This is a genomic window from Salicibibacter cibi (assembly GCF_016495865.1).
GTDB lineage: Bacteria > Bacillota > Bacilli > Bacillales > Marinococcaceae > Salicibibacter > Salicibibacter cibi.
The window spans coordinates 1,544,226-1,569,955 of the sequence record NZ_CP054706.1 but is presented as its reverse complement, the minus strand read 5'-3'; the positions used below and the strand labels follow the sequence as shown (position 1 = coordinate 1,569,955).

Sequence of the window (25,730 nt, the reverse complement as noted above, 5' to 3'; positions counted from 1 at the left end):
AAACGATTGGCTATTATTAGCCGAAAAAAAAGAATATTAAATTTTATATCCGACATTGAAACTAACAACGGGGTTGTTGTAATAAAACCGACGAATAGCCATCACCATTCGCCGGTTCCTTTTTACAATGTATCGTAGACAGGTTCTGCCCCTTGCATGCGCTTGACGTCTTCTTCCGTCCCGTCATTCGCGTTGATAAACAATTGATACGTGTCATCGTTCATCGTTCCATACAACTCATACGTTAATACTTCTTCGCCGGTTTGGTTTTCAATCACTGCCAAATGCTCTTCTCTAACTTCCACATTCTCGTGTATTTCATCTAATGCTTCTTCCAATTCAAGCTCCGGCTCCAAATCGTGGCGTTCGCGATGATTCGCCAAGTAATCGGTTCCTTTATAGCCAACGACATCTCCATCGTCAAGCGCCACTTTCATAATGATCGCGTCCGGATACAAACGCACATCATTCACAGTTGGAACAAATTGAAAGGTTCCGATCGAATCATATTGCTTGCTGTCTACAAGCTCTACATCATCGAATCCTCGTTCATCGAGAAAATCAGCGGCAATTTCGGATGCTTCATTTAAGCTGATATTCGTCTCCGTAATCGGGCGGTCTTGCATCACCGACGTCGGCAACCCGCCTCGTGCCGTCATTTCCACAGCGTAATTGCTCTCCCCGTCCGGATCTTCAACATAAACTTTATATCCTTCATAGGGAAGCCCTTCCCCCTGTTCATGGACCTCTGCATTCGCCTCATCCGGGGTATTTAGAAATTCACGTGCGCATTCAACGGCTTCTTCTTCATCAAATTTTTCTTTATCCTCCACCACATTCGCAAGTCGTTCTCCTACGTCGACAGGAAATCCGGTATCGTCGTTCCAATTATTTTCGCCAAAACCTTTCGCTTTTTCATCGATTTGTTGGATGCCATCGATGGCTGTCCCTTCCCCGGGGTCTGTGTTGGCCACCAAATCCGCTTCGATATCTGCCCAACGAATATCATCGGCGAGGACATTGGCTTGTACGCCGCGCAGATCCCCGGATAGTTCGCCCGCTTGTTCATAAAACGTTTCCAGTTGTTCATATTCGTCATCGGATAATGGTTCATCGGCCCGATCCCGAATAGCGACATCATGGGTAAAGTCAGCAACATTGGACAAATATTCTTCTGTTTTGTCTATCGGAACGATACCCATCGGCAGGTCACCCATATCACTATGTGCCAATGATGAAATTCGCCACACCTCGGCCATCGATCCGGTCATGTTGGAAAGGCCGTTTGTTGCCAAGGACGCTCCTAACTCGTCTTGCATATGATCCAGGTGAAAGGCGAGTTGGTGAAATGCTTTTTGATAATTGTTTTCATGGCTAATCGCCAGTGCTTCCTTTTCCTGGTGTTCGTTATACGCGAACACGCCGGTCCCAATCAGGGCAACCGATAAGACAGCAATGAGAATTGCTCGAAACATCCAATCACCTCCTATTAATCTGCAAACACGTGTTTTCCGATTTCTGTGTGCACATCACGGCTAAAAATCCATTCCGATGTGGCCGTTTCCGGGTTGTAATAATAAGCGGCTCCGTTCGATGGATCCTGGCCATTAATCGCATCCAAAACAGCCTCGCGTGCTTCTTCTTCCGGCTCTAAATAAATCTGCCCATCCGCAACCGCCGTAAAAGCTCTCGGTTCAAATATAACTTCATTTGCCGTGTCCGGAAATTCGGGATCATCGGTACGGTTAATAATAACGGCCGCAACAGCTACTTTTCCTTCGTAAGGCTCCCCTCTCGCCTCTCCATGAACCGCATTTGCCATAATCTGTATATCATTGTCCGAGTAACCGTCCGGAGCATTCATTGCTTTTTGAACGTTCGCTTGGTCGTCCTGTCCTTCATTAGGCTGCTCATCACCTGTCTCCGGTTGTGCACCTTCTTCTGCGTCCGGTTCAGGGGCTTCTTCATCTGCCGTATCTTCCGGAGCGGGTGGTTCTTCATCGGTAGGCGCTTCTTCCGGCGGCGCTTCTTCAGCTTCGGGAGCCTGTTTTTCTTCTTCTGCTTCGCCGCTTCCTTTCGGTCCTTTTTGTATCTCGTTCGGCGTGCTTCCATAATGGGTGAATTCACGCGCATTTTCCAACGCTTCTTGTACGTGTTGCTCGTCATATTCCGTTGTTTTTTCCAAACGTTTTTTCATTTGCGAACCGACGAGTCCGTCCACCTCCATTCCAAATGCCTCTTGGTATTCACGAACTCCCCAATACGTGCCCCAGCCAAACACACCATCAATGGTTTGATCAAAATAACCGATGTATTGAAGTCTGGCTTGCAACTCTACAACATCATCTCCGGTAGCACCTTGCTGGATGATTTGATCACTAAAGGCTTCACCCCTGTCAGTGGCAAATCCCAGAACGCCACCTGCCACGATTAGCGTTGCAAGGAAGTAGCGAACGCTCCCTTCCATTTGCCTTACCTCCTTCTTTTCACTTAAACTTACTTTCATTGCCTTTATTTTTCGAGAAAAACCGGAATTTATACGTACAAAAGAAAAAAGTCTGCCATTAAGGCAGACAAATAAAAAAGAAGGTTGTTAAACGTTAAAAGATCTAGCTTTAACATCATTGGTAAGCGCAGCCGTGATGTGATAGCGCAAAAACGGGGTAATTAAGTATAGACGACCAAACAAGTCAAGACTGGCTTCCAGTAATTCTTTTGCGATTGCCAATCCCTCTTCTTCTCCTTTTTGGACATCTCCTTTGCAAGCAGCCATACGCTTTCGCACCTGCTCCGTAAGTTGAATGCCCGGGACCTCATTGTGCAAGAATTCAGCATTTCGTTCATTGATTAAAGGCATAATGCCAATGTAAATAGGGATATCCAGATGGGCAGACGCTTCTTTTAAACGTTGCAAAGTCTCTACATCGTAGATCGGCTGTGTCATCACGAAATCGGCCCCTGCCACGATTTTTTTCTCCAATCGTTTCACCGCTTTATCCATGGAACTTACATTTGGGTTGAATGCGGCACCGACGGTAAATTGCGTTTGTAACCCTAACGGTCGCCCGGAATGGCTGAAACCTTCATTCATAGACTTAATCAGTCGAATGAGGTCAAAAGAGGTAAGATCATATACTGAACTGGCTCCCGGGAAATCCCCCACCTTCGTCGGGTCGCCGGTAACCGCGAGCACATCTCTGATTCCCAACGCATGTAATCCAAGCAAGTGCGATTGCATGCCGATTAAATTCCGATCCCGGCAAGCGATATGAAGCAAGGGATGGGCACCTGCCTGCTGTTTGATTAGCGTCGATGCGGCAAGGTTATCGATGCGGGAGGTGGCCAGGGAATTATCCGCGAGCGTAACCGCATCGGCACCTGCCTCGTGAAGCGCCTTCGCCCCTTTTATAAATTTATCGATTTTCGTCAATGACTTGGGCGGATCAAGTTCCACGATGATGGAGGGATCCTCCTTATCCAGCCGAAGGGTATTTCCGACCTCGGCCGAGGCTTGTTCGCGTACAGTCGATCCTTTCGCACGCTCCTTTACGAAAGGGGCTTGATGCTGCAATTTATCCTTAAAGGAACGGATATGTTCCGGAGTTGTGCCACAGCAACCGCCCAATAAGCGCACCCCTTGATTCCGGAATTCCTCTGCTTGATTTTTAAAATAATCCGGATTTGACTGATAAACGAGGCGGCCATCTTGAATGCCGGGTAAGCTTGCATTCGGATAAGCAGAGAGGTACGCCCCTTCCGGCAAGGAAACTTCTTCCAATGATGCAATGGTTTGGGCAGGGCCCATCCGGCAATTAATTCCGACAACATCCGCACCTTCATTTAACAAGCGCAAGAGGGCATCATTGATAGGGATCCCCCCGTGCAAAACACCTACATCCCCTAAAGAAACGTTCCCAATCACCGGCATATCCGGCGATAACCGTTTAATGATCCGCACAGCTTGTATGAGTTCGTGTAAATCATAGTACGTTTCCAAAAGAATGGCATCGGGATCCTCAGCCATAAGCGCTTCCGCTTGCGATTGGGTTGCTTCCTTTATGTCTTGATTGGTAAAAGAGCTTGCCCTTCCGTCACGAATCCCGCCAATGGTCCCTGCTACATACACATCTTTTCCGCTCGCCGCTTGTTTTGCCAGTCGCATTCCCTGGGTGTTGATCCGATCCGTTTCCTGCTCCAATCCATAATTCCCCAACTTAAGCTGATTGGCGGCATACGTGTTTGATTGGATAACATTTGCACCCGCTTCAATATATTCTTGATGTGCGGATACAACGATCTCCTCCGCGCGACGATTGGCATCTTCGATCGAACCACTATACCCCCGTTCATACAACAAAGTGCCGATCGCTCCATCTCCGATTAAAATCTCATCTTTCAATTTTTCCAGAAATTTCACCTTTATCCCTCTCCCTCTTTTCCGCCATGGCTATACTTGCGTCTTTCGTTCAGCTTCCTGTAAGGCCCATTCAATATCGGCGATAATATCTTCGTGATTTTCAATGCCGCAAGATAAACGCATTAATTCATTTGTCACGCCGTTTTTAATCCGCACATTTTCAGGAATATCCGCGTGGGTTTGCACACTTGGATACGTCATTAAACTTTCGACGCCTCCCAAACTTTCGGCAAATGTAACGAGCCGTAAATGGCGAAGCAATGGGTCGACGAGCTTCTCATCCTGAACTTTAAACGAAAGCATTCCTCCTTTGCCCGGATAGAGAACTTCCGTGACAAGCGAATGCTTTTTTAACATTTCCCAAACAGCGTGGGCATTTTGTTGATGTTTTTCCATTCTTAACGCCAACGTTTTCATTCCGCGAACGAGCAGCCAGGAGTCAAAAGCTCCAAGTGTCATTCCAATCCCATTTTGAATATTGAAAAGGTGTTCCCCCAACACGTCATCGTCGGTAACAACGAGCCCTGCCACGACATCGTTATGGCCGCCCAAATATTTGGTGGCGCTATGGATCACGATATCCGCGCCAAATTCAATCGGACGTTGCAATAACGGGGTGTAAAACGTGTTGTCAACGATCATAAGTAAATCATGTTCCTTGGCTAGTTGACTGAGTGCATCTAAATCCGCTTCCTGCATTAAAGGATTTGTCGGTGTTTCAATGAATAACGCCTTCGTATTTTTTTCAATTGCTTGCTCAACGGCTTGTAGATCTCTCGGGTCAACATAACGAACGTCTACCCCCCATTGCGGCCAGTATTGGCGAAACAATCGGTATGTACCTCCGTACAAATCCACGGAAGCGATGATTTCGTCTCCTTGAGAGAACAAACTGAGCACAGCTTGAATCGCTGCCATGCCAGAACTACAGGCAAAACCGTGCGTTCCCCCTTCCAATTCGGCGATCGTTTCTTCAAGCACCTCACGCGTTGGGTTACCGGTACGGGCATAATCATAACCGGTTGATTCACCGACACCCGTGTGCTCAAACGCAGTGCTCATGTAAATCGGCGCATTGACGGCACCGGTGCGTTTATCTCTGCGATTGCCGGATTGAACAAGCTTTGTCTCTTTCGTATATGTCCGCTCCATCATTCCTTCTCCTTCCCATGCTACTGAATATGCATGATCTGTAAAAATAAAAAATGCCCTCTTCTTGTGAATCGAATAAGAAGAAAGCACTGCCAGTGATGAATGCATCTTCTTATCGTCCGGAACCACCGTTCCGAAGGAAGTAGCACCTGACTCCGATGAGCTGGTTGCTGAGACATCTTTGGACCTTTCCCTCCGTCTCTCTTGATAAGAAAAAATAATTATTATTTTTGCTGTTCCATTATCCTACAGGAATTTCCGTCATGTTTCAAGAGGGACAGATATAGAGCTTTTTGCGTTGTAACGATTTTTGCGATTTAGGCGTAAAAACGGGACCAGGTTCACTCCTGGTTTTTTGTTGAAAACGCCTTAAAATTTCCTTCCACGAACCAAAATCGCTACTATTCGAATATCATTCGTTTTTATACCTCAAAAAAGACACACGTACCCTGTTATCCACAAAAACTGTTTTAAAATTCGGTTTCCCACATGTGGATGCTTTTAGGAAACCAAGCTTCGCATTTTTTCCGGGCGGCCTTCTTGGATATGGCCTAAAGCCATCGCCAACATCGTGCACAGAGCCAACCTAGTTTTCATTTTCATCTTCTTTTGCCCGCGTGTGGTATGCTGTTCGAAGCCAAAGGAGACGTCAAGCCGGCTGTTCACACGTTCCACGGCCGTTCGTTTCGCGTATGCCTTCGCCCATGTGTAACTGGCTCGATCGATCGGTGTGAAGATCCGGCGGTCCTCCTTGAGCGGAATCCGAATTCCTTGGGCAATCGGACACTCCGCTTGTCCTTCACAGGTGATGCCATATTGTTTGGCCGGACAACGCTTTTTGAGGGTGGCTCGATCTTTCTCAAAGCCCCCATTCGCCATTTCGCGCTCTTTCCCGGTCATCGGGCAGTGACAGTACACGGTGCCTTTATAGTCATGCGTGACATTTTCAATGTCCATCAGTTGGCGCGTGTCCTCGCCATCTTTCCACATGTCCCGGATATCAATGACAGGCTTGGTTTGATGGTCATCCCACAGCCGCTCAAGCATTTTGGTGTCATCGTAACCGCGATCACCGGCGAGTGTTTCTGCTTGTCCCAAAAGCCAAGGGCGTTCTTTTTCAAGCTCATTGATCATATCATGACCGGCGTTAATATCGGGCACCGATGCTTTCGTAACTGAATAAGCCACAGGCAATTCATAGGCCGCGTCGACGATCAGGTGGATTTTATAGCCGAACCATTTGATCACTTTGTTCCAGATCGTCCCGTCTTTGTGTTTCCCCTTATATTCTTTCTTCCCATAATCGGCATCGGTATCACGGCGTCCGTCAGGATCCTCATCCTTATGTTTTCCCTTCGCAAAAGAGTCTACTGCCTTACCATCGATCGCAAGGGCCTTCCCGAAATCAGGGAGGAGCTCGCTCAATTGTTCCACCATCGTTTCAAAAATCGCTTCAACCTTTGATTCGTGCGCCCGCAGCTTTTTTAAAAAGCGCGTATATACATAAGCAGGGGGCACGATCACGGTGAGGCCACACAATTCGCGTAGCTGTCCATTGCGGCTCAATTCCCGACGCAATGATTCAATCGATGTGTGCTCAAAGACAACCCCTGCAAGCATCGTATTCCACATCGCGCGAACAGGGTATTCATTTCGCCCTTTATATCGTTTTTTCTCCAACGTTCGCATCAACGCTTCATCCGGTAAATAATCGAGCACCAAACGTAAGCGTTCCAAATCTCCAAGATCCGCAAGATCTTCCCATGAAAATAAGCTCATTTGTGGTATAATAGCCATAACAGGTGACCCTCCAGGGTAATAGTTGGTTTTTTGTCTATAACTATTCTAACCCACTAGTGGAGCGGTTTCACCTGTTTTTTTATGATTTGGGGTCGATGTATCAGGATCCGTGCTTTTGACCTTCGCCAAGCCTTTAATTCCGTTTGATTTTGGGAGAAAATATTTTTTTACGTCACTCGCACCCCTTGTGCGGCAACGGTTTTGAAACAGCGCAATTAGCTCATATAGGTTTGATAGGAAAGAGGGTCACTCCGGAGATGCTTCAATGACAAAATCATCTTCATTGCCGCACACGCACCGCTTAAACCCTGTCTCATATTGCCCGTCCCCTTTTTGGCGGCCTCGCAAAATATATTTTTCGCCGCAATCCTGGCAACGGATTACGATGCGATACCTTGTATCCGTCGTCACTGACGCTTCCCTCCTTCGCCGGAATATGCCGGCACTAACGTTTTCGACGCCCAGGATGGGCTAGTGTCGGCGTTGTCACAGGACGTGACGGTTTTAACCGACTTCCTTCATTCAGAGGAAGAGCCCCTCTGGTGGAAGTTCTTCTCTATTATTTACTGAACGCTTCCTGAATCTCCGTAACACCGGTTTCCAAAAGCACATGCAGTTTTATTTTTGCTTTTCGGCTACTATAATCCTTCCCTAAAATGACCCCATGATTCATCAGGTCATACGTGCTTCCTTCATATTCATACGCAGGATAGACCTCGCCTTCGTTTGCGCTCGTCGTAACGACCATCGGGATCCGGGCATTCGCAATCAACGGCATGAAAGCCGGTGGAACTTGTCCTCTTCCCAACCCTTCAAGGACGACACCATCCGTCGCCCCCATTTCCAGCAAAAGCCGTAGCAAAGACGGCGACGAACCTAAATGGATTTTGATAATTTCTACTTGGGATCGAGAGTTCCCCCTCTTGGTTTTCGGCTTATAAATATCGCGATAAAGCGGCCGTTGATAAAGATTGACGCGGTCATTGTCAATCATGCCGAAGTATCCGTATCCCGGTGCATGAAACCCTTGTACATTAGAAGCATGCGTTTTTTGTACATATTTTGCAGAAAAAATATGGTCATTAAAAACGACAACCGAACCAAGCCGGGTAGCCTGTTCATCGGCAGCGACGATCATGGCATTTCGCAAATTAACAAATGCATCACTTCCCACTTGATCCGGACCTCGTTGTGAACCTGTAACGACAAGAGGCTTTTCGTTCTCCACCGTCAAATCCAGAAAATAAGCGACTTCTTCCAACGTATCTGTCCCGGAAGTAACGACCGCACCATCGATTCCTTTCTGTAGCAACAAATCTTCAATATGCGCCTTTAATTGCCATAAATCTTCATAACCGAGATGGATGGATGGTTTGTTAAACAATGAAACAATTTCTAACTCCAACTTAAAAGGGACGTCACACATATCGACGAGTTCTTCACCGCTTCTTTCCCCGGCACGCAAGCGTCCTCCGTCTGTCTTTTTGCTTGCGATCGTCCCCCCGGTCGTGACCAATGCAATTTTTTTCATCGCTCGAAGCCCCTTACGTTCGCTTTACATTTTCTCTGTTTGCAATTTTATCCACAATCCGATAACCGTGAAATCTTCCTGTTTCAATAAAAATCTCATTCGCATTATTGCCGGCTGCCAACACACCTGCGATAAAAAGACCCGGGACATCCGTTTCGTAACTTTCCGGATCATAAAATGGCCTTCCCGTATCTCCGTCAATCCCCACACCGGCCGCTGTTAAAAACGGATGATCAGGGTGATAACCGATCATCGCGAACACGAAATCGGCGTCCAGTTCATTTTCCCGGCCGTCTTTCTCAAAATAAACGCTTTTTTCGGTTATGCGGGTCACCTTTGCACCGAATACCATCCGTATGCTTTCTTTGCGGACAAGCCCTTCGAACTCAGGCAAAATCCACGGCTTAATGCTTGATGAATACGTCTCTCCCCGGTATAGAACGGTGACATTTGCTCCCGCTTTTTCCAGCTCCAATGTAGCATCAACCGCTGAATTTTTCCCTCCGATCACGACAACATTTTGTCTATGGAAAGGGTGGGATTCTTTAAAATAATGGTAAACATGGGGGAGGTCCTCCCCTTCGCAACCAAGTTCATTCGGACGATCATAGTAGCCTGTCGCCATTATTACATAGTCGGCATGATAGGCTTTCTTTTTCCCTTTAGCCGTTGTTTCCGCCACAAACGTTCCATCCTCTGTTTTTCGGATGCTTTTTGCGGCTTCATACGTATGGATACGCAATTGTTTTCGTTCGACGACTTCCCGATAATATGCAAGTGCCTCGCTTCGCCTAGGTTTACGGTCTACCGTAATAAAAGGAACTTCCCCGATCTCCAGTTTATTGGCAGTGCTGAAAAAGGTTTGATGCGTCGGATAGTGATAAATGGCGGAGACAATATTTCCTTTTTCAATGACAAGGGGATCATATCCTTTTTCCCTGCAAGCGATTGCGGCCGCCAATCCACATGGACCGGCGCCAATGATAACAATTTTCTCTTGTATCAACTGCTATTCCTCCAACTTTAACACTTTCCAAAACTAAATGGGCCTATACATCTCATCCGCTCATCCCGGTGGTGAACGCCAGCTTTTCCGGAAGTCAGACATCGGAAGCCGGAAATCGGAAGACCCTGAAAAAAGCCTTTTCCGACCTCAGGCCTCTGAAATCTGATCTCTGAAATAGCGGGTGACTAACACCCCGATTGGTTCCGCAGGATGTGCTAGTGCCGGCGTTCCTTAAAACCATCAGAGGGAAAAACCGCCCCCTGATGGAAGTTTCACTTTATACCCATCCGCGCAAACGGCTTGCTGCCGCCATTTTTTGAATTCCGATCATATGGGCGGCTTCGTGCATATTTACACTGCGGCTGTGCGATGCGTCAACAATCAATGTCAATGCCCGTTCCAATATCTCTTCCAATTTGTGATTCACTTCTTCTTCTGTCCAAACGTAGCCTTGGTTACTTTGGACGCATCCAAAATAAGAGGTGGCAGTGTTAGCGGCACTCGTCAAAAGATCAGGGATCACGCATGTCCCACGTTGATGCAAACGGGCGCTTGCTTCTCCCGTTATCTTTCCCTTGCCGGCTTCGATAAAAATACCTGCTTTTATTGTTTCAACGTCTTGAGACGTTAACTTCTTTTGATCTCTGGAAGAATCAACGATTATATCGCAATCCTTTGCAAGCAGTTCATTTTTGGAAATCGATTTTTTAAAAAGGTTCGTAACCATCCCAAAGCTATCGCGGCGATCCATTAAGTAATCCACATCAAGCCCATCAGGATCGTACAGCGCGCCATGGCCGTCGGAGATACCGACGATCGTTACTCCGGCATCGTTCAATGTTTTGGCAACATACGTCCCTACATTTCCGAAGCCATGAATAATGGCACTGGCCTTTCCCAACGAAAGTTTCCTGCGCTTGACTGCTGACTTGGCTGTGATCGAGATCCCCTTCCCGACAGCCGCTTCCCTTCCGGGCGATCCGTCTAAAATCAGCGATTTTCCGCTCATAAACCCGGGAGAGTGATCTGTTTTTAACTGGCTGCATTCATCGAGCATCCATGCCATCATTTGTGTATTGGTTCCGGCATCGGGAGCAATGACATCTTTTGTCGGTCCGATAAAAGAGATAATGGCCCGAACGTACCCGCGACTCAATGCTTCAAGTTCACGAAAGGACAATTCCATTGGATTGCACACAATTGCGCCACTCGCTCCACTATATGGAATATCGATGACCCCCGCTTGCAGAGATGTCCACATCGCCTGTGCCTGAACATCTATTTCCGTCACTTCGGGATGAAATCGCACTCCTCCGATCCCCGGTCCAATCGCATCATTATGTTGGACACGGAAACCGGTGAAGATCTTGGTTTTCCCGCTATCCAATTTTATGGGTATTCGAACGGCAAGCGTTCGGAGCGGCTCTTTAAGCAATGCATGAACTTGAGATCCATACCCCCATTTTTTTAGAGACGAAACCATAAGCTCTTGCATGATTGTTAAGCGATGATGGCTTTTTTCTTCATCGGAATCAACCACCGATTCTTCCCCCATCAGGGTCACCTCCGTGCGGTTCATTGGATTGGGAGTGATTGATCCCCAATCACAATTCATAAATACTTGCTCGCTTGTAATGGTTCATCTTAACTATATTAAAAATCGGGTTCGATTTCCACAGATTCGGTTCCGAAACCAAAGGCACTTGCCAACACAGCTACCGCCTCTTTTTCAATAAGCAATGACCCGTGTTCTTTCACGACGACGGGCGAATGAGGACAAGCTTCCCCGAACTCGGAGATGAGGGCGACGAAACGGTCATATCCTAAAAAATAGCGCGTGCTCACCGGAAAGCAAAGATAATATTGCCCATCCATGGACATGAACGAACCGTTTTTAACGCCAATTCGGGTTAATAAAGCAACGAGTTGCAATACTGCCTCTAGATCATGAAATTTATAAAATAAATCCTGCCGTTCATCTACGGTGATATCCATTTCAATCATATCATCATCTTCATGATCGTTTTCCGTCTTGGAAATATGAATGACCATGCCTTGCGCCGGCAAAGCAAACACTTCGACGGACAGCGTTCCGTCGGCCTTAAAGCCGAGTGAAGCATCAGCCTCCATCACAAGATCACGAAATAGTTGATGGACGCGAGGGCGATCCATCCATAAATCATCTTTCGTTAACCCGCGTTCTTTTAAATCATCAAAGGTTAGAAACACTTTTATTTTATTAGCGGCGATCCGTTCCAGGCGCATAACCGCCCCTCCTTTTGGACCCAGCCTTTCCCGGCCTTTTCTATACGTTATTCAACAGGTCTTATTCTCGTTCTTTAAAAGCGCAAGTCACTTGCCCTTTTCGGTTAGAAAACTTGGCTTTTTGCCAAGCTTTTATGGCGAAAAGCCTCAGCCCAACTTATGCAGGTAAGAAAGTTGATTCATACTTATCTTATCTGCCAAAAGAATCATTCATATGTATAGCGGAAGTTCCCCTTTACATTTGCCATTCTTTGGATAAGTTTTGCAACCCTTCCCCTGCTTTTGCTTGGATCGTTCGCGTGAACGGAACGGGCGTGTCGATTTCTTCATTGATGTAAATACTTTCGCCCTGTGCCAACTCCGGCAATTGATTAACGGGAGCTACTTGCAGGCTTGTCCCAACAACGAGCAATACATCTGATTCCCTTATGCACCGGGCCGCATATTCCCAAGCTTGCATCGGTAACTGCTCTCCGAATAATACAATGTTCGGACGGAGTTTTCCACCACAACGATCGCAGGTTTTTTTCGCGATAAAATCTTCCTGTTTTGCAGCTTCCTTGCAATCGTAGCAACTAAATTCTCTCAGATTTCCGTGCAGTTCGGCAACGTTTTCGCTGCCGCTCTTTTGATGTAACCGGTCAACATTTTGGGTAGCAATGACAGAGACAATTCCTTTCTTTTGCCATTCCGTAATGGTGGCATGGCCGCTGTGCGGTTCGATCGACTGCAGACGTTCCAGCCGGTTGCCGTAAAAAGCATGAAAATGATCGTAATGATCTTCAAGGGCTTGAACAGTCGCCGTTTGCATCGGATCATGCTTGGCCCACAAACCTGTTTGTGAGCGAAAATCAGGTACGCCGCTTTCCGTAGACATTCCGGCACCGGTTAAAATTGCCAATCGTTTCGGATGTCCATCCATTTCAACATACCTCCGTTTTCGACAAATTGCCATGAAATTCATGGCATCCTCATTTCATTTTATTTATAATAGTATACATGATTAATACGTCAATGAGGTGGAATATGGATTATATCGTTTTCATTTTAGGTGCTGCCTGTTTTGGAGCCGGTTTTTTTTTGCTGCTCATTTTTCTCTATTTGAAAAAAAAGCTTGTGCTGCCCTTTGTTTTTATGACCCTTGGCATCATTCTTTGTTTTATCGGTCTCATAATTGCAGATCCTTTAACCCATGAGGCTTCCCGCTCATACTTGAATGGATTCCGGGGCCGGTAGGGAAAAAAGAATGGATGACTCCTATAAGCGAGTATCATCCATTCTTTCCTTCTTGGCAGGTAAGAAAGTATACATCAACTTTCTTACCTGCATAAGTTGGGCGAAGGCTTTCGCCATAAAAGCTTGGCGAAAAGCCGAGTTTTCTAACATCACACTTATCGATGGTATAAATTTACATCATGTTCCCTCTCCAACCATTCGAACAATGGATAGCTATATTCGCGCAATTGTTCCGTATTCCAAATTTCTTCGTATCGGTCTACGACTTCATTTCTTAGTTCGGTGTATTCTTTTTCCGCCTCGTCGCTTTTTTTCTTTTCGATGATGAGAAAAGCGGAAGCCGCGGCGCATATTGCCACAAGCACGAATCCATAAGGAGAAAGAAAAAATTGCATCATTGAAGCCCCGAAGCTTGATTCAGCCATGGAAAACAATAAAAACAACAGGAGAGCAAACATTGCCGTCGTGATCCAACCGGCGACGGTGACCAATCGTTCCCGCTTTTTTTCTTCTTTCTTTCTTTCAATTAGTTCCCGAATCAGGCGTTCTCCAATCGGTGTCATATACGCTTCCTTGTAAACAGCCATACATACACCTCCGTTGGTGAAATATACGCCCGAACCTTCGCCGATATGACGGACTTTTCGAACAACCTCTTTTATGAAAACAATGCCATCCACAAAATAACGACCACGAGTACGATGAACAAGGACAAGAGTACCCGGGCAATTACTGGATTTTTTTGATAATCGTTCCTTGCCGTGGCAAGGTTTTCCTCATTTGATTCGGTTTCATCTTCATGTGTTTTGCGTTTCTTTCGTGTGCCGTGTGTATCCAATCTTGACGGCAGGGGCGTCGTCGCCGACTCTTCCCTGCTGCGTTGATTCGCATAATGTTCATCTCGATTTTGTTCTTCTGTCATCATGCAACGCTCACTCCTGGTATTCTATAATTGTACATTAACTGAACAATGCTACTTTGACAACAGAAAACGACAATCTTCTTTTCATAATTCACTTGTGGTTGCAATAAACGTTTTCAAGTCATACAATAATAGACAAAGAAGATTCTTGGATGTAAGCGGAGGCATATAGGCATGGAAATGTATACGATCGTGGATAAAGATACATGCATTGCTTGTGGCGCCTGCGGTGTGTCTGCTCCCGATTTGTTTGATTATGACGAAGAAGGTCTGGCAGAAGGAATCCTTGATTGTAATCGGGGGACACGCAACGTTCCCGCCTCGCTTCATGAAGATTTGCAAGATGCTTTTGAAGGATGCCCATCGGATTCGATTAAAATCGCAAGGGAAGCCTTTCACGGTGATGCCTTAGCATTCGAAAAAGACAAAACAACGATTTGATGGGAACCCCCTACGCTCGGGGGATTTTTACATACGCTAGGCTTTGATACATCAGAGCGTTTAGAAAACTTGGCCTTTCGCCAACCTATAATGGCGAAAGCCTTCGTTGCACTTATGCAGGAAAGAAAGTATAAATCAACTTTCTTTCCTGCTAAAAAGAGGAGTTGGAGAAATTGATTGTACAAGCAGATGTAGAGACGAGTTACGCTGTGCTCGTTTCCGACACAATGAGTGAAGACGGTTTGCTGCCATTGGTACAAAACGAAAAAATTGAAGTAGTGCAAGGTAAGCCCGATGAGATCGATGATCTCTCACGCTTTTCTGCCCTGCTCGTCCGAAGTGCCACGCAAGTGGATGCTGCTTTGCTTGAACAAATGCCTGAACTGAAGATCGTGGCCAGAGCCGGTGTCGGGATTGATAATATCGATCTCCACGCAGCCACAAAACACGGCGTCATTGTAATTAACGCCCCGGATGGGAACACGATCTCAACGACCGAGCATACCTTCGCGATGATGATGGCTTTGTTTCGGAATATCCCACAAGCCTATACGTCGCTCAAAAACCATGAATGGAACCGAAAAGCTTTTCAGGGCACAGAGCTTCGCGGCAAGACCTTGGGAATTATTGGGTTGGGACGCATCGGCACTGAACTTGCCAAGCGCGCCGCCGCATTCCAAATGAACACCGTCGTTTTTGATCCATTTTTAACCGCAGAACGCGCGCAAAAAATTGGCGTTAAACTTTTGGAACTGGAAGACCTTTTACAGATCGCTGACGTCATTACCGTCCACACGCCACTCACCAAAGAAACAGAGGACCTTCTCGGAAAAGAGAACTTTGCAAAAACCAAGCCCGGTGTCTTCATATTAAATTGCGCGCGCGGTGGAATCATTAATGAAGCGGCTTTGAAAGAAGCACTGGATAGCGGCCACGTTGCCGGTGCCGCACTCGATGTTTTCGAACATGAACCTGCAGACAATTACGGCCTGATCGACATGCCGCAAGTAGTCGCCACCCCGCATATCGCCGCATCTACAGTGGAAGCGCAAGAAAGTGTAGCCATTCAGGTTGCCGAGGAAGTGATCCAAGTGTTAAACGGCGCACCTGCGGCCCATTCCATTAATTTGCCGGCGATATCGGAAGAATTATATGAAAAAATACGTCCGTATTATGAGTTGACAAATACAATGGGGCACTTTGTCAGTCAATGTGTCAAATCAGCAGTACAGCATATTGATGTTTCCTTTAGCGGAACGATCGCCCATGAGGAGACATCCGTGCTGTCGCGCAGCTTCATGGCCGGATTTCTGTCTCCGCGCATCGATGCCCCGGTCAACGTCGTCAATGCCGGTGTGATAGCAGAAGAACGGGGCATTACTTATCGACAAGCCCATACCTCCGAATCTTATGGGTATGCGAATCTCGTCGAGGCCCATGTAAGCGGAACTAACGGTGATTTCATCGTACAAGGTACGTATATCGATGCCTACGGTCCTCGCATCACAAAAATCAACGAGTTTAACATAGACTTGATTCCAAACGGCCATTTGATCTATATTCGCCACAGCGATCAGCCCGGTGTCATTGGCAAAATGGGGCAATTGCTCGGCCGGCACGATGTGAACATCGCAACAATGCAAGTAGGAAGAAAAGAAGAAGGCGGGGAGGCCATCATGATGTTGGCCGTAGACAAGGAAGTTTCCGATGCGGTTATCAATGACCTCACTGCCGTTGAAGAAATCCACGCTGCCGATCCGATTGAATTCCATTAGAACAATTTATCCTTTCGGATAGCGTTAGAAAAAGTTGCCGCCGATTAAAGGCGGCAACTTTTTTGGCCTTAACCGTATGAAAATGTCCTTACGGACTTTTTCCCCTTCATTTTTTTTCAAACCCTGTAAGCATTGCTCACCATAAACGCTAGCGCATCATCCATGGCCGGTCGCAGATCCGCTTCATTGGCCTCCAGGCCTGAAATGGCAATGGTTAATCCATTCATGATTAAAAATAATACGAATGAAAATAGGAAGACAACAGCGATTCGTTTCGCATAATCAATCATCATTCAGCAAGTACCCTCCCTTTCCTTCCCCACCATTTTGAACCTATGCGACAAAACAAACATCTAGAACGGCAACCACTTAACAGGGCTTCTTCTTTACGGGCTAACCGTTCGAATCTGCTGTAAGAGCTTTTGTAATTCAGCACTAACGGTTTGGCGAGCACCTTGCGTTTTACCTCTCTCTCCTTGCGGATTACTGCCAATCGTAATGGTGCCCAGTTCGAGATCCGGGTGTAAAAAAACCGCCAATTGTTTTGTGAGCTCCATGAGCAAAGCCATCAAAGCATCATCCCGTACCTTTGATAACAGAAGAACGATAATATCAGCTTTTTGATTCGCATGTAACGCCGCTCCCATTATGATCTTCTCTCCGTTAACGTCTTCGATGCATTTTAATCGAATTCCCGCTCCCGGATGCCAATCAAAATGCCGGTCAATGATCAAAGGGCCGGAAACCTTTGTGTCAAACACTTTCCCGGGGAGGCAGACGTTTATTTGCTTTTTCCATGTATGCGTGAATGTTTGGCCGGAAAATACGTTAAACGGTACAGGGAGTTCGATGACGGCTGCTTGTTCCTCAACCCTAACTTGAGGGTTTCCTCCGGACTGTTTTTCCGTCTGAATACCGGGGGAGTGCAACAGTTGTTGTTTTGGCATAACCGGATGTTGGACGGCGCTTACGCGAGCTCCGTAATGTGTTTGAATTTGTTCTTCCGTAAGCACCTGCTCCGATTCTCCGTAGGCTTTGCGCTCCCCTTCCCCCAAAAGAAGAACCCGGTCACAATAGAGCGACGCCAAATTGAGATCATGAAAGATGATACCAACAGCTCTGCCTTTGGCATCGTTCCATTGTTTTAATGCGTCCAAAAAATTCATCTGATAAGCAATATCCAAATGATTCGTCGGCTCATCCAATAAAATGACTGCCGGACGCTGGGCAAGTGCCCGGGCAAGGTAAACACGTTGTCGTTCTCCGCCGCTCAACGTTTGTAGCGATTGATCCCGGTAACGATCGACATCCATCTCCGCCATCGCTTGTGCAATCGCTTCTTCATCTGCTTCGTTAAAAACGGATAACCACCGCCGTCTGTGAGGATAACGGCCTAAAGCCACGAATTCTCGTACCGTATAAGAAAAATAAACAGATGCCTGTTGGGTCACGACAGCTAACAACCGCGCCCGTTCCTTATCTTTGTATGTATGTAACCGATGTCCGCTAAGCCAAACCTCGCCGTCCATTAACGGCAAGGCGCCGATACAAAGCTGCAGCAATGTTGATTTCCCGCTCCCGTTCGGGCCAATGATCCCGAGCATCTCTCCTTCGCCAATCCTAAACGAAACATCTTGAACGACAGCCCGCCCACCGTAACCGCCCGTAATCCTTTCTGCCCTTAACACCGTTATCCCCCTGTACACGTTGTTGCCTGATGAGTAAATAAGCAAAAATCGGAGCGCCAACGAGTGCAGTTATGACCCCAATGGGCAACTCCATGGGTGCAAGCGCAAGACGAGCGATGATATCCGCCGCGATCAAAAAACCTCCGCCGATGAACATCGACACCGGCAAAAGATGACGATGATCAGGGCCCGTTAATATCCGTACAAAATGAGGGACAACAAGTCCCACGAAACCGATCGTCCCTGCAACGGAAACCGCTGCGCCCGTTAAAACGGCAGCGCCCGTCAATATCAAAAGCCCGCTTCTTTTCACACTGACACCGACATTGCGCGCAAAATCCAAGCCGAACGAAAAAGCATTCAACTCCTTTAGATGTCCTATCAACACCAATGCACCGATAAGGAAAAAAGGGACCATTAAATGCACATAACTCCATCCGCGCATACCGACGCTACCCAGCAACCACTGCACGGCTTGTCTCAATTCTTCGCCGGCAAGCGCGATCAATAACGACAAAAATGCGCCAAAGAAGGCGCTAATAATAATGCCGATTAAAATAATTGTCTCCGCCGATAATGAACGGCGCATGGTCCTCGCAAAAGCCAACAAAATCAAAAGCGTCACGAGCGCGCTGCCGATGCTCACCACAGGTAAGGTGAAATTCCCTAGAAACGGAATCGTCAGTTGAAAAAAAATGACGAGGACTGCTCCGAGAGCAGCCCCTGAAGAGACGCCGAGTGTGTACGGGTCGGCAAGGGGATTGCGCAAAAACCCTTGAAATGCCGCACCTGCAACAGACAAAGCTGCTCCAACGAGAAAGGCGAGGAGCGTTCGCGGTAGCCGAATATCCATCACAATTTGCGATTCGATTGCATCAACGGCTGCCGATTCCGTTCCGAACAAAGAAGCACCCAAAATCATGAGCACTTCCTGCGGGGCGATGGACTGACTTCCGGCCGATATGCCGAGAACAATCATAACTGCCGGGAAGAGAATTGCCACGGCATACAGCATGCGTGGGGCTTGCTTGCGATCAGTTTGTCCACTCGTCTTCATAAATGTGCTCGGCAAGTGTGCGAAGTCCTTCTGTGAGCCTCGGACCGGGCCTGGATAAGAGATCCTCGTCCAATCTATGGACAGCCTCGTCCTGAATCGCAGTCACTTCTTGCCAGCCCTCTCTTTCCATAATCGTTTCTTCGTCTCCATAAGTCGTAATGATTACATCCGGATCCAACGCAACTGCGTCTTCCTCCGTATACGCAACCCATCCCTCGCTATCCTCTGCGGCATTTTTGGCGCCAACGGTTGTCAACATGTCATCCATAAACGTATCGCTCCCCGTCGTATAAAGATCCGGGTCTTCGGATACTTCGATCCATACCCGCTTTTGCTCCTCTTCCGGGATTTCGTTTGTGACCTGTTGGATGTCTTCGATTTCACTTTCAATACCTTGGATAATGTCTTCGGCTTCCGCTTCACGATTAACGACAGTGCCCACATCTTCAATAACGCCATAAGCCTCCTGTAACGAGTGGGGATCGGCGACCGTCAACACATCGATTCCTGCGTTCTCCAACTGTTCTAGCCCTTCGTCCGCAGCATCACCGCTTGATGCATGATCCAAGACAAGATCAGGCTCAAGGGCAAGGACACGTTCCACGTCGAATTCCATTCCCGATCCAACGGATTCAATAGATGCTGCCTCCTCGGGATAATCATCGAAATCCGTTACACCCACGAGCGCATCGCCCTCATCCAATGCAAAAACGATTTCGGTATTGCTTGGCATCAAGCTGACGATGCGTTCCGGTTCCCTCGTTATTTGCGCAACGTTTCCATCGGCATCTTCAACCTCTATCGGGTAATGACTGCTGCCCGTGTCTTCCGAGTCCTCCGATATCTGTTCGTTTTCCGTTTCTTGGGACCCACAAGCCGTTAGGATCAGCAACAATAACAACATAAACGAACGGTAGGCGTACATGCTTCTTATCATTGGCACAAAAGACCTCTCCCTTTATCGGTACAATAAGACCGTAAACGTTGAACCTTTATCGATCTTGCTTTGCACAGATAACTTGCCACCGTGGTTGTCAATGATATTTTTGACAATGGCAAGCCCCAGTCCGGTTCCGCCGTTGTTTTTGTCTCTTGTCCGCGCTTTGTCCCCTTTATAGAAACGCTCGAACACAAACGGTATATCTTTTTCCGGAATGCCTGCGCCTGTATCCGTCACTTCAATCTGTATACTTTCTTCCCAGGTGATGACATTTAACATCACGCTGCCTTCATGGCTCGTATGCCGAATCGCATTGTGGAGCAAGTTGGTCATCACCTGCTCAATACGATCCGCATCTGCATCTACCCACGGATCCGTTCCATGCGTCTCATAATAGAGTTTGACATTCGCGTCTTCCGCCATCGGTTTGAATTTGCGAAACACTTTCCCGGAAAGGGCAAACAAGTCGACCCGATCCATTAGCATCGTCAATTGCCCGGATTCCATTCGTGCCATATCCAACAATTCATTGACCAACCTACCCATACGAAGGGATTCGTCGTAGATGATTTGAGACATCTCTTTTTCTTCTTCGCGACTTTGGGCAACATCATCGATCATTGCCTCACTATACCCCTGTAACATTGCGATGGGTGTGCGCAGCTCATGGGATACATTGGCGATAAAGTCTTTTCGTAATTTATCGTTTTGCCGCTCTTCCGTCATATCACGAATGACAGCCACGACCCCACGGACGAACTTGTCGTGATACAACGGGCTCATCAAAACCCCAAACGTTCTTCCCTGCACATATACTTCCGTTGTTTGTTCCTCTTCGGTACTCACAACCGTCCGGAACAATGCCTCTATTTCTTCGGGGATCCGTTCCCCGATCGTTTCGCCATCTTGTTCATAGCGATAGCTTTGTAAAAATTGATCAGCCGGCGGATTGCTCACCAATAAGTTGCCATGGCGGTTCAACGTAATAACACCGTCGACCATGCTGCTTAATATTCTGGACAGTTGTTCTTTTTCCCGGTTCAGTGCTTCGTAATTGTTGTTTAGCTGTCGGCGCATACGGTTAAAGGCGATGGCCAAAAGGCCGATTTCATCTCTTGTCATCATCGGGACAGGAGTATCGAAGTTCCCTTTTGCAACTTCGAGGGCGGACTGCCGCATTTTGCGCAATGGAGCGGTTACTCTTGATGACAGAAAAAAAGCAAAAAATGTTGTCAATGTAAAGCCTATGCCGCCCGCCAAAAAAATCAGCCTTCTTGTTTCTTGCGTCGTTTCTTCCATTACACCGAGCGATTGGTATAACATCAGGGAATAGTCTTCTCCATCTGTCATTTGAAAAGGAGCCGCCACGACGATAAAATCCGTTTCTTCTTCATCCGCGTCTTCATAAATCAGTTGGGTTGTGACAGCCTCTCCCTCATCCAATGCCGAGGCTATTTCCTCGATTTCAGCCAGTTGCACAGGGGGGATCACCACCTCATCCTCGGCTCCCTGAAACGAATTCCAATAGGGCATTTCATTACGGAAAATAATCGCTTGCGTTCCGGAAGTCTCGGTCAGTTGTTGCACGGTGTTCATGTCATCGAGCGTCTCCTCGTCTTCTTCCATGAGTGTGATGATGAAAGAAGTATGGCTCCTTAATTCATCTTCGATTTGATTCAGATGCATGTTCTCGAAAAACTGATCCAATAATACCATTAAAATGATCAGCACAGCCGTTACCAAGAGTAAAATGGTAAACCAAAGCTTCCCAACCACACTTCTCCAAATCATTTTGCGTTCGTGCTATTCTCAAATTTATAGCCAATTCCCCACACGGTGGTGATCATTTCGCCCGCTTCCGTCGAAATATTATTCAATTTTTCACGCAAACGCTTCACATGGGTATCGACCGTGCGAAGATCCCCAAAAAACTCGTATTCCCATACGTCTTTTAACAGCTGTTCACGGGAAAAAACTTTATCGGGGCTGCCGGCAAGATAATGCAACAACTCATACTCTTTCGGAGTCAGCAGTACTTCTTCATCGTCTACGGTCACACGATGGGCATCATGATCAATGGTGATATGATCGAAAGCCAAAATGTTTTTTGCTTGCGTGTCGGTGTGTAAATAGGCGGTTGTCGACGCGCGGCGCAGCAATGCCTTTACGCGCAAAATAACTTCTCTCGGACTAAAAGGTTTTACAATGTACTCATCGGTGCCTTCTTCAAATCCTTGCACGCGTTCGGCTTCCTCGCCTTTTGCCGTTAAAATGGCAACCGGCGTCGCCTTTATTTTCCGAAGTTCTTGAAGCACTTCAATCCCGTCCATCCCGGGCATCATTAAATCAAGCAAAATAAGGTCATAATCTGTTTCTTTTGCCATTTCAAGGGCAAGTTCTCCGTTTTCCGCTTCCTCGACTTGATAGTTTTCACGCTCCAGATACATGCGCAGCAAACGGCGAATGCGAGCTTCATCATCGACGACAAGGATTCTTTCGGTTTTTTCCATTGGCCAGTGCCCCTTTCCGTTATGTTACATGCAGAGAGGCCATCCATCGAAGGCCCCTCCGTTCTCTTTAAGCATACGAATGTAGACCCGCAATGACAAGATTTACGAAAATCAGGTTAAATATGATAATCGCAAACCCAATAACCGCCAGCCACGCGGAAGGTTCTCCGTGCCAATTCCGGTTCAATCGCAAATGGAGATAGGCGGCATAGAAAAGAAACGTAACGAGTGCCCATACTTCCTTCGGATCCCAGCCCCAAAACCTTGTCCAGGCAATTTGGGCATAGATCATCGCAAACACGAGTCCTCCGAGCGCAAAAACGGGAAATCCGATCGCGATGGCACGGTAACTGATTTCATCAGCCGTTTGCGGTTTGACACTCTTAAATAGCGGCTGCAATAACGCCCCGACACGTCTGCGGGTTAGCACACGTACGAGCGCGTACAAAATCAGGCCGGCCCCAAATGTCCATACGACCGTGTTAAGATCATCGCTTACGATCCAATCCGGCATTTCGAGCCACGGTTGCATCCGATCTTCGGTGAGCAGCTCCCCTTCATTCGGTCCAAAAATAGGAGGAAGTTCATAAAGCTTTTCCGCCGGTTCGCCATTCTCATCAATGTAAGCAAAATTTGCTTCGTAATCCATTGCCCCAAAGACGTTGGTGACGATGATGAACGCCAATACGCTCATTAGCGTATACATAATAAATTCCATTCCGAACGTTCGTTTCGTCATCCCTTTTCGCTTCAAATCAATGGTTCGGAGGAGATAAATCAACCCCGCCCCGAAGCTTACCGCGAGAATCCCTTGGCCCAATGCCGTCGTGATGACGTGAATCTCCAACCAATGGGATTGCAAAGAAGGCTGCAATGGCTGCACTTCCGTTGCAAATACAGATGCATAGGCGATCAAAAGCATCACGATTGGCATCGTAATCAAGCCGAGCACATTTACTCTGTAAATGCCGTATAGAATCACAAATGCAAGGCTGAGGGTAATGGCAAAAAACGCCGTATACTCAAACATATTGCTGACCGGAGCATGTCCGGCAACTGCCCAACGGGTGAAGAAATATCCCAAGGCAGCCGCGACGCCTAAGATCGACGAAATATAGCCGAATTTCCCCCAGTTGTTGCCGGTCATCCGTCCTTCTTTATCTCGCCATTTTCTTCCCGTAACAGACACAGTATAGAAAATGGTAGCAGCAAGATATAGGAAGAATGCTGCACCGAGCAGATTCATGCTCAATTGCTCCATCTTTATTTACCTCCTAAGTAACGATCCCGTATCATACTCGGATTAGAATTAAATGTTTTCGTCTTTTTCATGTGTGGGCTGTTCCTCGTCTTCATCCGTTTGATCTTTCGGTGTCGTCACTTCCGTCTCTTCCGTCACGGCATGTATATCTTTCTTCAATGCTTCCCAATTTTTATTCGTGTGGCCGGCAAGCCATACTTCACCATCTTTGCGCTGCAACCAAATGCGCCGGTGCGGCCAATAAGATCCTTGCACAAGCCCGATCATGAAAATCGAGCCACCGACAATGAGAAACGGCAATGTCTCATCTTTTCGCACCGTTAAACCGGTTACGTGATTGGTGTCCATACCGGCAAATTCGAATACGTAGCGATTCTCTTCTTGGTTTGGACTCACATTGTAATTGGCTTGCACCCCAACAAACGTATGCTCCATATCGCCCGTATCCGGATTCGCCATTTCGAAAATAAACCCGGGGTTGTCCGGCACGTCATTTTCCGTTGTCGGAACCCCATCTTCATTGATAAAGAAGTTTGGAAAATAGCTATGAATACGGACGTTTTCATTATTTTCAAGCTCGTAACCATCGTCCGGTTCATTTAAATCGACCGTAAACGAACCAACGGTTTCACCCGTCTGTGTATCTTCCACATCAAAGGTCATTTCCATTAATTCATCTAATTTATAATCTACTTGATAGAGGGAATAATCGTCAAAATGAAAGGCATCATTAACTTCGATGGGCTGCTGGTCTATTTCTTCCAGTTCCTGGTCTACCCCTACTGTTCCGCCTTCTTGCGGGGCATACACGACAGCGTCGGTACGGAACGTATCTTCTAACGGCGCGCCCTCGTCTTCCTCACCGTCCTCTTGCTCATGGTACTCGACTGTAAATGCTTCGTTTTCTACGTAGTATTCGCCGGATGTGCCGGGAATTACTTCGGTTTGCCCTTCCCGCACCCAAAGATCTTCATCGATATACATGTCCGGAAAAAAACGTAAAGAGGCACCGATCAAGAAGACAATCAGCCCGATGTGATTCACATAAGGCCCCCAACGTGCCCAACGGTTTTTTTCTGCAAGGAGGTTTCCGTTTTCGGTTCGTATATTATACCGCTTATTTTTTAATATTTTTTGGGCTTCGGCCATTGTGTCATCTACATTGTCGACATGGCTCGTCCCGAATATTCGTTGGCGCCTCATGAATCCTTTATGACGAGTCACCCGCTGGGATTTCAACGCTTTATAAAGCGGGAAGAAGCGGTCGATGCTCGCGATAATAATCGAGGTCCCGAGCGCGGCGACCAGTAACATATACCACCAGGATCCATACAAGTTATGCAATCCCAAACTGTAATACAGTTGCCCAATCGCTCCATGTTCCTCTGCATAAAATTGCGCAGGGTCTTCACCGGGCGGGATAAACATTTCTTGGGGAAAAATCGTCCCGACCGACGATGCAATCAACGTAATGACGATAATCGCGATTCCGACTTTCACCGATGAAAAAAAGTTCCATATTTTGTCAATGATCGTCTTGTTATACGTTTGCGAACGCCGGGCGGCCCCTTCGTAACGCATATTGAGCAAACGATCGGAATCTACATCGGCAAGCGGTTTTCCGCATGATCCACATACTTCTGTGCCGTAAGGGTTTATATGTCCGCAACTACACTTTATTTCTTGCAAAAAATCACCCCGATACCACCCACTTATGGTATTCTCTAAA

General features: G+C 47.1%; 23 protein-coding genes and 1 riboswitch. Of the genes, 2 read left to right on the top strand and 21 right to left on the bottom strand.

The annotated features are described in order from the left end of the window. Positions 1–122: 122 nt before the first annotated feature. From ypeB to HUG20_RS08010, 13 genes are all read right to left on the bottom strand, one after another. Positions 123–1,475, bottom strand: a complete 1,353-nt coding sequence (ypeB, locus tag HUG20_RS08070) for a germination protein YpeB (RefSeq protein WP_200089947.1) — start codon at positions 1,473–1,475, stop codon at positions 123–125. Positions 1,476–1,489: 14 nt separating this feature from the next. Continuing rightward, entirely contained in the window at positions 1,490–2,467 is a 978-nt protein-coding gene (sleB, locus tag HUG20_RS08065; protein WP_200089945.1) for a spore cortex-lytic enzyme, read from the bottom strand. 126 nt (positions 2,468–2,593) lie between these two features. Then, entirely contained in the window at positions 2,594–4,417 is a 1,824-nt protein-coding gene (locus tag HUG20_RS08060; protein ID WP_200089943.1) for a bifunctional homocysteine S-methyltransferase/methylenetetrahydrofolate reductase, read from the bottom strand. Positions 4,418–4,447: 30 nt separating this feature from the next. Then, complete coding sequence (locus tag HUG20_RS08055) at positions 4,448–5,569, bottom strand: methionine biosynthesis PLP-dependent protein (RefSeq protein ID WP_200089942.1); 1,122 nt, start codon at positions 5,567–5,569, stop codon at positions 4,448–4,450. A 109-nt stretch (positions 5,570–5,678) separates the two neighbouring features. Then, positions 5,679–5,783, bottom strand: a riboswitch (SAM riboswitch). Positions 5,784–6,070: 287 nt separating this feature from the next. After that, complete coding sequence (locus HUG20_RS08050; protein ID WP_200089940.1) at positions 6,071–7,366, bottom strand: transposase; 1,296 nt, start codon at positions 7,364–7,366, stop codon at positions 6,071–6,073. 249 nt (positions 7,367–7,615) lie between these two features. Next, positions 7,616–7,780 (bottom strand): hypothetical protein, encoded by a 165-nt coding sequence (locus HUG20_RS08045; protein ID WP_200089935.1) that lies wholly within the window; start codon positions 7,778–7,780, stop codon positions 7,616–7,618. 148 nt (positions 7,781–7,928) lie between these two features. After that, entirely contained in the window at positions 7,929–8,900 is a 972-nt protein-coding gene (locus tag HUG20_RS08040; RefSeq protein WP_200089929.1) for an asparaginase, read from the bottom strand. A gap of 13 nt (positions 8,901–8,913) precedes the next feature. Continuing rightward, positions 8,914–9,906, bottom strand: coding sequence for a YpdA family putative bacillithiol disulfide reductase (locus tag HUG20_RS08035; protein WP_200089927.1), 993 nt, complete (start codon positions 9,904–9,906; stop codon positions 8,914–8,916). Between the two features lie 277 nt (positions 9,907–10,183). Then, positions 10,184–11,461: a Glu/Leu/Phe/Val family dehydrogenase gene (locus HUG20_RS08030; RefSeq protein WP_200089925.1), complete on the bottom strand. Its 1,278-nt coding sequence runs from the start codon at positions 11,459–11,461 to the stop codon at positions 10,184–10,186. A 98-nt stretch (positions 11,462–11,559) separates the two neighbouring features. Next, positions 11,560–12,171, bottom strand: a complete 612-nt coding sequence (locus HUG20_RS08025; protein ID WP_200089923.1) for an adaptor protein MecA — start codon at positions 12,169–12,171, stop codon at positions 11,560–11,562. 235 nt (positions 12,172–12,406) lie between these two features. Then, positions 12,407–13,093 carry an SIR2 family NAD-dependent protein deacylase gene (locus HUG20_RS08020; RefSeq protein ID WP_200089916.1) on the bottom strand — a complete coding sequence of 229 codons (687 nt, stop codon included), beginning with the start codon at positions 13,091–13,093 and terminating at the stop codon, positions 12,407–12,409. A gap of 469 nt (positions 13,094–13,562) precedes the next feature. Beyond that, positions 13,563–13,994, bottom strand: coding sequence for a DUF2663 family protein (locus HUG20_RS08015; protein ID WP_200089915.1), 432 nt, complete (start codon positions 13,992–13,994; stop codon positions 13,563–13,565). 71 nt (positions 13,995–14,065) lie between these two features. Then, complete coding sequence (locus HUG20_RS08010) at positions 14,066–14,332, bottom strand: hypothetical protein (RefSeq protein WP_200089914.1); 267 nt, start codon at positions 14,330–14,332, stop codon at positions 14,066–14,068. Between the two features lie 171 nt (positions 14,333–14,503). Between HUG20_RS08010 and HUG20_RS08005 the strand changes: the two genes are divergently transcribed. Both HUG20_RS08005 and serA read left to right on the top strand, forming a co-directional pair. Then, positions 14,504–14,770: a ferredoxin gene (locus tag HUG20_RS08005; protein ID WP_200089913.1), complete on the top strand. Its 267-nt coding sequence runs from the start codon at positions 14,504–14,506 to the stop codon at positions 14,768–14,770. Positions 14,771–14,997: 227 nt separating this feature from the next. Beyond that, positions 14,998–16,545 carry a phosphoglycerate dehydrogenase gene (gene serA / locus HUG20_RS08000; RefSeq protein WP_246476684.1) on the top strand — a complete coding sequence of 516 codons (1,548 nt, stop codon included), beginning with the start codon at positions 14,998–15,000 and terminating at the stop codon, positions 16,543–16,545. Between the two features lie 116 nt (positions 16,546–16,661). On the opposite strand, the gene HUG20_RS07995 is transcribed toward serA, so the two are convergent. The 8 genes from HUG20_RS07995 to resB form a co-directional block, all read right to left on the bottom strand. After that, the gene (locus HUG20_RS07995) at positions 16,662–16,838 is read right to left on the bottom strand and encodes a hypothetical protein (RefSeq protein ID WP_200089911.1); all 177 of its coding nucleotides are present in this window, start codon (positions 16,836–16,838) and stop codon (positions 16,662–16,664) included. 93 nt (positions 16,839–16,931) lie between these two features. After that, entirely contained in the window at positions 16,932–18,233 is a 1,302-nt protein-coding gene (locus HUG20_RS07990) for an ABC transporter ATP-binding protein (RefSeq protein ID WP_200089907.1), read from the bottom strand. After that, the gene (locus HUG20_RS07985; RefSeq protein ID WP_425504114.1) at positions 18,166–19,248 is read right to left on the bottom strand and encodes a FecCD family ABC transporter permease; all 1,083 of its coding nucleotides are present in this window, start codon (positions 19,246–19,248) and stop codon (positions 18,166–18,168) included. The genes HUG20_RS07990 and HUG20_RS07985 overlap by 68 nt, the downstream gene beginning before the upstream one ends. A gap of 19 nt (positions 19,249–19,267) precedes the next feature. Next, entirely contained in the window at positions 19,268–20,227 is a 960-nt protein-coding gene (locus tag HUG20_RS07980; protein ID WP_246476682.1) for an ABC transporter substrate-binding protein, read from the bottom strand. 21 nt (positions 20,228–20,248) lie between these two features. Beyond that, positions 20,249–22,021, bottom strand: coding sequence for an ATP-binding protein (locus HUG20_RS07975; RefSeq protein ID WP_200089903.1), 1,773 nt, complete (start codon positions 22,019–22,021; stop codon positions 20,249–20,251). After that, on the bottom strand, positions 22,018–22,740 hold the full coding sequence (locus tag HUG20_RS07970; RefSeq protein WP_200089901.1) for a response regulator transcription factor: 723 nt from the start codon (positions 22,738–22,740) through the stop codon (positions 22,018–22,020). Before HUG20_RS07970 ends, HUG20_RS07975 begins: the two co-directional genes overlap by 4 nt. A 67-nt stretch (positions 22,741–22,807) precedes the next feature. Continuing rightward, on the bottom strand, positions 22,808–24,001 hold the full coding sequence (gene ccsB / locus HUG20_RS07965) for a c-type cytochrome biogenesis protein CcsB (RefSeq protein ID WP_200089899.1): 1,194 nt from the start codon (positions 23,999–24,001) through the stop codon (positions 22,808–22,810). 48 nt (positions 24,002–24,049) lie between these two features. Then, positions 24,050–25,690: a cytochrome c biogenesis protein ResB gene (resB, locus tag HUG20_RS07960; protein ID WP_200089897.1), complete on the bottom strand. Its 1,641-nt coding sequence runs from the start codon at positions 25,688–25,690 to the stop codon at positions 24,050–24,052. Positions 25,691–25,730: the final 40 nt, after the last annotated feature.

What these genes read in the sequence shown, in the direction of transcription:
- HUG20_RS08010 (WP_200089914.1), bottom strand. Translation starts at nt 14,332, where the DNA reads ATGATGACAGAAGAACAAAATCGAGATGAACATTATGCGAATCAACGC.
- HUG20_RS07985 (WP_425504114.1), bottom strand. Translation starts at nt 19,248, where the DNA reads ATGCTGTATGCCGTGGCAATTCTCTTCCCGGCAGTTATGATTGTTCTC.
- serA (WP_246476684.1), top strand. Translation starts at nt 14,998, where the DNA reads ATGAGTGAAGACGGTTTGCTGCCATTGGTACAAAACGAAAAAATTGAA.
- HUG20_RS08020 (WP_200089916.1), bottom strand. Translation starts at nt 13,093, where the DNA reads ATGGATGGACATCCGAAACGATTGGCAATTTTAACCGGTGCCGGAATG.
- HUG20_RS08015 (WP_200089915.1), bottom strand. Translation starts at nt 13,994, where the DNA reads ATGGCTGTTTACAAGGAAGCGTATATGACACCGATTGGAGAACGCCTG.
- ypeB (WP_200089947.1), bottom strand. Translation starts at nt 1,475, where the DNA reads ATGTTTCGAGCAATTCTCATTGCTGTCTTATCGGTTGCCCTGATTGGG.
- HUG20_RS08005 (WP_200089913.1), top strand. Translation starts at nt 14,504, where the DNA reads ATGGAAATGTATACGATCGTGGATAAAGATACATGCATTGCTTGTGGC.
- HUG20_RS07970 (WP_200089901.1), bottom strand. Translation starts at nt 22,740, where the DNA reads ATGGAAAAAACCGAAAGAATCCTTGTCGTCGATGATGAAGCTCGCATT.
- HUG20_RS08050 (WP_200089940.1), bottom strand. Translation starts at nt 7,366, where the DNA reads ATGGCTATTATACCACAAATGAGCTTATTTTCATGGGAAGATCTTGCG.
- HUG20_RS07995 (WP_200089911.1), bottom strand. Translation starts at nt 16,838, where the DNA reads ATGATGATTGATTATGCGAAACGAATCGCTGTTGTCTTCCTATTTTCA.
- sleB (WP_200089945.1), bottom strand. Translation starts at nt 2,467, where the DNA reads ATGGAAGGGAGCGTTCGCTACTTCCTTGCAACGCTAATCGTGGCAGGT.
- HUG20_RS08030 (WP_200089925.1), bottom strand. Translation starts at nt 11,461, where the DNA reads ATGGGGGAAGAATCGGTGGTTGATTCCGATGAAGAAAAAAGCCATCAT.
- ccsB (WP_200089899.1), bottom strand. Translation starts at nt 24,001, where the DNA reads ATGGAGCAATTGAGCATGAATCTGCTCGGTGCAGCATTCTTCCTATAT.
- HUG20_RS08040 (WP_200089929.1), bottom strand. Translation starts at nt 8,900, where the DNA reads ATGAAAAAAATTGCATTGGTCACGACCGGGGGGACGATCGCAAGCAAA.
- HUG20_RS08055 (WP_200089942.1), bottom strand. Translation starts at nt 5,569, where the DNA reads ATGGAGCGGACATATACGAAAGAGACAAAGCTTGTTCAATCCGGCAAT.
- HUG20_RS07980 (WP_246476682.1), bottom strand. Translation starts at nt 20,227, where the DNA reads ATGATAAGAAGCATGTACGCCTACCGTTCGTTTATGTTGTTATTGTTG.
- HUG20_RS08025 (WP_200089923.1), bottom strand. Translation starts at nt 12,171, where the DNA reads ATGCGCCTGGAACGGATCGCCGCTAATAAAATAAAAGTGTTTCTAACC.
- HUG20_RS07975 (WP_200089903.1), bottom strand. Translation starts at nt 22,021, where the DNA reads ATGATTTGGAGAAGTGTGGTTGGGAAGCTTTGGTTTACCATTTTACTC.